This is a genomic window from Microbacterium sp. UBA3394 (assembly GCF_002358725.1).
Lineage (GTDB): Bacteria > Actinomycetota > Actinomycetes > Actinomycetales > Microbacteriaceae > Microbacterium > Microbacterium luteum.
The window spans coordinates 1-5924 of sequence record NZ_DEPK01000111.1 but is presented as its reverse complement, the minus strand read 5'-3'; the positions used below and the strand labels follow the sequence as shown (position 1 = coordinate 5924).

At 71.3% G+C, this 5924-nt stretch carries 6 protein-coding genes and 1 pseudogene; 1 reads left to right on the top strand and 6 read right to left on the bottom strand.

Annotated features, from left to right (window positions below; all coding sequences use genetic code 11):
• The 3 genes and pseudogenes from B4E30_RS06840 to B4E30_RS06830 form a co-directional block, all read right to left on the bottom strand.
• Window positions 1-482: pseudogene (locus B4E30_RS06840) on the bottom strand (hypothetical protein); the annotation flags it as partial.
• A 5-nt stretch (window positions 483-487) separates the two neighbouring features.
• On the bottom strand, window positions 488-1456 hold the full coding sequence (locus tag B4E30_RS06835; RefSeq protein WP_286794198.1) for an electron transfer flavoprotein subunit alpha/FixB family protein: 969 nt from the start codon (window positions 1454-1456) through the stop codon (window positions 488-490).
• Between the two features lie 10 nt (window positions 1457-1466).
• Entirely contained in the window at window positions 1467-2243 is a 777-nt protein-coding gene (locus B4E30_RS06830; protein WP_286717788.1) for an electron transfer flavoprotein subunit beta/FixA family protein, read from the bottom strand.
• A gap of 92 nt (window positions 2244-2335) precedes the next feature.
• Between B4E30_RS06830 and B4E30_RS06825 the strand changes: the two genes are divergently transcribed.
• Window positions 2336-2872, top strand: a complete 537-nt coding sequence (locus B4E30_RS06825; RefSeq protein ID WP_071045981.1) for a MarR family winged helix-turn-helix transcriptional regulator — start codon at window positions 2336-2338, stop codon at window positions 2870-2872.
• A gap of 98 nt (window positions 2873-2970) precedes the next feature.
• On the opposite strand, the gene B4E30_RS06820 is transcribed toward B4E30_RS06825, so the two are convergent.
• Genes B4E30_RS06820 through B4E30_RS06810 form a run of 3 tightly spaced genes read right to left on the bottom strand, consistent with a single transcriptional unit; the run spans window position 2971 to window position 5842 of the window.
• On the bottom strand, window positions 2971-3747 hold the full coding sequence (locus B4E30_RS06820; RefSeq protein WP_286794196.1) for an enoyl-CoA hydratase: 777 nt from the start codon (window positions 3745-3747) through the stop codon (window positions 2971-2973).
• Window positions 3744-4661, bottom strand: coding sequence for a 3-hydroxyisobutyrate dehydrogenase (gene mmsB, locus B4E30_RS06815; RefSeq protein ID WP_286794194.1), 918 nt, complete (start codon window positions 4659-4661; stop codon window positions 3744-3746). Before mmsB ends, B4E30_RS06820 begins: the two co-directional genes overlap by 4 nt.
• The gene (locus tag B4E30_RS06810) at window positions 4658-5842 is read right to left on the bottom strand and encodes an acyl-CoA dehydrogenase family protein (protein WP_286794200.1); all 1185 of its coding nucleotides are present in this window, start codon (window positions 5840-5842) and stop codon (window positions 4658-4660) included. The genes mmsB and B4E30_RS06810 overlap by 4 nt, the downstream gene beginning before the upstream one ends.
• Window positions 5843-5924: the final 82 nt, after the last annotated feature.

The following is a 5924-nucleotide window of genomic DNA, read 5'->3' as shown; positions in this document are numbered from 1 at the left end:
CTCGGCAGGCCGCGGCGCAGCGTCAACGCCGCCGCGGACCCCACACCCCGCTCCGCAGTCACATTCGGCGCATCCGCACCCGAAACACCCACAGAAACCGACTGCGGAACAGAACCCTGCACCCCCACACCCCGCTCCGCAGTCACATTCGACGCATCCACACCCGAAACACCCACAGAAACCGACTGCGGAACGGAATCCTGCGCCCCCACACCCTGCTCCGCAGTCACATTCGGCGCATCCGCACCCGAATCACCCGCAGAAACCGACTGCCGAACAGAACCGTGCACCCCCACACCCCGCTCCGCAGTCACATTCGACGCATCCACACCCGAAACACCCGCAGAAACCGACTGCGGAACGGGGGCGTCGGAGGGCGGCACCGCATCTACGTGCGGAACGGGGGCGTCGACGGGCGGCCACGGCTCTCCGCTCGGCTGCCGGGGCAGCCCCTGCCCCACGGTGCGTGCGTAGGTCGCCATCCGCGCTACTTCCGCTTCGCCTCGAGCGCCGCGACGAGCTGCGGCACGACGGTGAAGAGGTCGCCGACGACGCCGAAGTCGGCGATGTCGAAGATCGGGGCGTCGCCGTCCTTGTTGATCGCGACGATCGTCTTGGCCGTCTGCATCCCGGCTTTGTGCTGGATCGCGCCGGAGATGCCGAGGGCGATGTACAGCTGCGGCGACACCGAGACGCCGGTCTGCCCGACCTGGAACGACGCCGGCACGTATCCCGCGTCGACCGCGGCCCGAGAGGCGCCGACGGCGGCGCCGAGGGCGTCGGCGAGCTGCTCGACGAGGGCGAACTTCTCTTCGGAGCCGAGCCCGCGGCCACCCGAGACGACCTTGGCCGCGCCGCGCAGCTCCGGTCGCGACGACGAGACGGCGGCCTCGGCGACGGCGCCCACGGTCGCGGCCTTCCGGCCCGACGGAGCGACCTCGAGCGTCTCGATGACCGGATCGGCGACGGCATCGGCGCGCGCCTCGATCGAGCCCTGGCGCACGGTGATGATGGGTGCCCCCCACGTGACGGACGCATCCACGTCGTACGACCCGCCGTACACCGAGTGGTGCGCGATCACGCCTTCGTCGTCGCGCGAGACACCGACGGCGTCGACGCACAGGCCGGATCGACGCCGGGCGGCGAGGCGCCCGGCGGCCTCGCGCCCTTCGATCGAGTGGGCCGTCAGGACCGCATCCGGGTCGACCAGCTCGACGGCCGCCGCCAGCGCGTCGACGGCCGGAACGGTGAGTCCCTCGCCCGCCGGGGCGACCAGCACCGTGCCGGCTCCGAGCGCCGCGGCATCGTGCGCCAGCTTCTCCGCGCCGACGAGGACGGCGATCGGCGTGCCGACCTGCGACGCGGCTCCGATCAGACCCGCGGCCGACTTCGTCAGCTCGCCCGCGGGCGTCGCCTCGAGGAGCACCAGCACCGCATCCTTCGCGTATTCCGCCATGTCGTCGCTCCTATGCCAGCCGGTTCTCGACGAGGAAGTCCGCGAGCTTCTCGCCGGCGTCACCCTCGTCGACGATCTTGACCCCCGCCGCCCGGGGCGGCTTCTCGGCGATGCCGATCATGATCGATCGCGACCACCGCGCGTCGAGCGGGTCGATGTCGAGATCCGCGAGGGTCAGCGTCTCGAAGGGCTTCTTCTTCGCGGCCATGATCCCCTTGAAATTGGCCATGCGCGGGTCGGGCAGCGCCTCGGTGATCGAGATCACCGCCGGGAGCGCCGCGGAGACCTCCATGGTCCCCGCGTCGCTCGCGCGCACACCTGCGACCTCCCCGTCGCCGATCCGCACACTCGTCAGCGCGGTCGCGGCGGGGATGTCGAGCAATTCGGCGATCATCGCCGGCAACACGCCGCCGGTGCCGTCGGTGGAGAGATTGCCGGTGATCGCGAGATCGAATCCGATGCGGTCCAGGGCTGCGGCGAGCACCTGCGAGGTGAGGCCGAGGTCGGCGCCGACGAGGCCCTCGTCGACGACCTGCACCGCGGATGCCGCCCCCATCGCGAGACCTCGGCGCAGCGACGTCGTCGCCGCCTCCGGCGCCATCGACAGCAGCACGACCTCGGCGTCGCCCGACGCGTCGGCATGGGCGAGAGCGACCTCGAGCGCCCGTTCACCGATCTCGTCGAGAACGCGGTCCCCGGCGTCGCGCTGCGCGAGGCCGGTCTCGAGATCGAGCACGCGGTCACCGTAGGTATCCGGGACCTCCTTGACCAGGACGACGATCTTCATCAGGCTCCGCTCCTTCGTCGTGTCGAGTCTATGCGCGTGCCACCGGCCGGGCCCGCTGGGCTAGCGTGGAGGCGACGACCCGGAGGTGGAGGATGGCCCGACAGCGCCCCCTGCCCATCGACCCGCTCGCCGAGGCGAAGCGCCAGTGGGTGGCTCACGGCTGGACGGATGCCGCCACCGGCATGTCGGTGGTCACCTCGGTGATCCGCGCGCAGCAGATCCTCATGGCCCGCATCGACGCGGCGCTGAAGCCGTTCGGCCTGTCGTTCGCGCGGTACGAGATGCTGCGGCTGCTCGCCTTCACGCGCGACGGGCGCATGCCGATGGCCAGCGCGATCGCCCGCCTGCAGGTGCATCCCACGAGCGTCACGAACACGGTGGACCGGCTCGTGCGCGCCGAGCTCGCCGCCCGCGAGCCGCACCCGGTCGACGGACGCGCGGCGATGCTCGTGCTCACCGACGCCGGCCGCGACGTGGTCGAGCGCGCGACGGTGGCGCTGAACGCCGAGGTGTTCGAGAACGTCGGTCTCGACGACGGCGACGCCGAAGAGCTCGCCGGCATCATCGCTCGGATGCGCAAGGACGCCGGCGATTTCACCGACCCGCGTCCGGTGCCCGACCCGCTCTGAGCTCCCGCGCATCCAGACCCGGGCGGGCGTCCGAGACCCGGGCGCACGCACCCCGGTCTCGGCGGTGCGCCCGGGCCTGGCGGATGAGCGGGTCGGCATCAGCGGTGGGTGAAGTGCGGCGGGCGCTTCTCGCGGAAGGCGGCCATGCCCTCCTTCTGGTCGGCGGTGTCGAAGAGCGCGGCGAAGGCCTGCCTCTCGTAGCGCAGCCCCTCCGTCAGCGACGACTCCTGCGCGGCGGCGAGGGCGGCCTTGGCGGCGTACAGCGACGGCAGCGACTTCTCGGCGATCGTCGACGCGGTCTTCTCCGCCTCCTCGATCAGGTCGGCGGCCGGCACGACACGTGAGACGAGACCGGAACGCTCGGCCTCGGCAGCATCCATCATGCGTCCGGTGAGGATGAGCTCGGCCGCCTTGTACGGGCCGATCGCGCGCAGCAGGCGCTGCGTGCCGCCCATGCCGGGGATGACGCCGAGGTTGATCTCGGGCTGACCGAATCTCGCGGTGTCGGCGGCCAGGATGACATCGCACATCATGGCGAGCTCGCAACCGCCGCCGAGGGCGTATCCCGAGACGGCGGCGATCACCGGCGTGCGCACCGCCGCGAAGCGCGCCCACTGGCCGAAGTGATCGTCCATCGTCATCTCGAGGCCCGACTTGTCGGCCATCTCCTTGATGTCGGCGCCGGCCGCGAACGCCTTCTCCGACCCGGTCAGCACGATCGCGCCGATGCGCTCGTCGGCGTCGAAGCGGGTGGCGGCGTCGACGACCTCGCGCATCACCGTCGTATTGAGCGCGTTGAGCGCATCGGGACGGTGGAGGGTGATCCAGCCGACGCGGCCGCGCGTGTCGGAACGGATGGTCTCGTAGTCGATCATGCGGTGCTCCTCGGATCGTCGGACGGGGCGCGGACGCTCTCGATGATGCCCGAGAAGTCGCGCCCGGCCCCACCGCCGTCGACGAATTCACGGTAGATCGTGCGGGCGAGCATGCCCATCCGCGCGTCGACGCCGGTGAGCTCGACGGCCTTCTCGGCGAGACCGAGATCCTTGTCCATGAGGGCGCCGGCGAACCCCGGTTCGAAGCCGCGGTTCGCGGGGCTCGACGGAACGGGCCCGGGCACCGGGCAGTTGGTGGTCAGCGCCCAGCACTGCCCCGACGCGTGAGCGGCGACGTCGAACAGCGCCTGGTGCGACAGACCGAGGCGCTCCCCCAGCACGAACGCCTCGGCCACCACGATCTGCGACGCCGCGAGGATCATGTTGTTGCACACCTTCGCCGCCTGCCCGAGACCCGGTCCGCCGCAGTGCACGACGCGCGCACCCATCACCTCCAGCAGCGGCCGTGCCGCGTCGACGTCGGCGCGCGCACCGCCGACCATGAACGTGAGCGTCGCGTTCTCGGCGCCGACCACCCCGCCCGAGACGGGCGCGTCCACGCTGCGGAGCCCCGCGGCCTCGGCGAGAGCATGCGCGGCGCGGGCCTCGTCGACGGCGATCGTGGAGCAGTCGACGAAGAGGATGCCGCCGGGGGCGGCGGCCAGCAGCCCCGGCCGCCCCGCACCGCCGCGGTAGGCGTCGATGACCTGGTGACCGGCGGCGAACATCGTGATGACGACCTCGGCGTCGGCAACCGCATCCGTCGCCGCGTTGACGACGCGCAGGCCGGAGGCCCGCGCCGCCTCCCGCGCGCCGGGCACCACGTCGAACCCGACGACGTCGTGCCCGGCGCCGACGAGGTTGCGGGCCATCGGCAGGCCCATGTGGCCGAGACCGAGGAACGCGACCCTCATCGCGAGGCCCCGATCAGCTCGCGTCCGATGATGATGCGCATGATCTCGTTCGTGCCCTCGAGGATCTGGTGCACCCGCAGGTCGCGCACGATCTTCTCGATGCCGTAGTCGTGCAGATAGCCGTACCCGCCGTGCAGCTGCAGGGCGTCGTTCGCGACGCGGAATCCGACGTCTGTAGCGAACCTCTTGGCCATGGCGCACTGCATCGACGCGTCGTCGGATCGCTCATCGAGCGCCGCCGCCGCATCGCGCACCATGCCGCGCGCGGCCCGCAGATCGGTGGCCATGTCGGCGAGCGCGAAGACGACAGCCTGCTTCTCGGCGAGCGGCTCGCCGAAGGTGAAGCGCTCCTGCACGTAGCGCGTCGCGCGGTCGAGGGCGGAGCGGGCACCGCCGAGCGAACACGCGGCGATGCTCACCCGTCCTCCGTCGAGCGCGGACATCGCGATCCGGAACCCCTCGCCTTCCTGGCCGAGCATGGCCGAGGCGGGAACGCGCACCTCATCGAGGATGACCTGCGCCGTCGGCTGGGCGTTCCACCCCATCTTCTTCTCGGGAACGCCGTAGGCCATGCCCTCCGCGTCGGCGGGGACGAGGAAGGCGCTGATGCCGCGCGCGCCGGGTTCGCCGGTGCGCGCCATCACCACGTACACGGATGCGACGCCGCCGCCCGAGATGAACTGCTTCACACCCGTGAGCACGTACTCGTCGCCGGAGCGGATCGCGCTGGTGGTGATGGCGGCGGCGTCCGACCCCGCCCCGGGTTCGGTGAGGCAGTACCCGCCGAAGTCGGCCATCGCCGTCAGACGCCGCAGCCACTGCTCGCGCTGCGCGCCCGACCCGTAGGTGTCGATCATCCACGCCACCATGTTGTGGATGCTGATGTAGGCCGCGACCGCCGGGTCCGCCGCCGCGAGCTCCTCGAAGATCAGCACGGCGTCGGAGCGAGACAGCGCGGAGCCGCCGGCGTCCTCGCGCACGGTGATCCCGCCGAGTCCGAGCTCGCCCGCGCGGTGCAGCACGTCTCGCGGGAAGTGCTTGCGCTCGTCCCACTCCAGAGCGTGCGGAGCGATCTCGGCGGCGGCGAAGTCCCGCACCGCATCGACGATGGCGGCGCGCTCCTCCGCTGTGCTCATCGACGGCGTACTCATCGACCCCGTCCCCACCGACGGCGTGCTCATCGACATGCGATCTCCTTCGATCTCATCGGTTTCGCTCACGAACAACGGCGCGCGCAGAGCATCTCGACTATTTTAGCTGGAC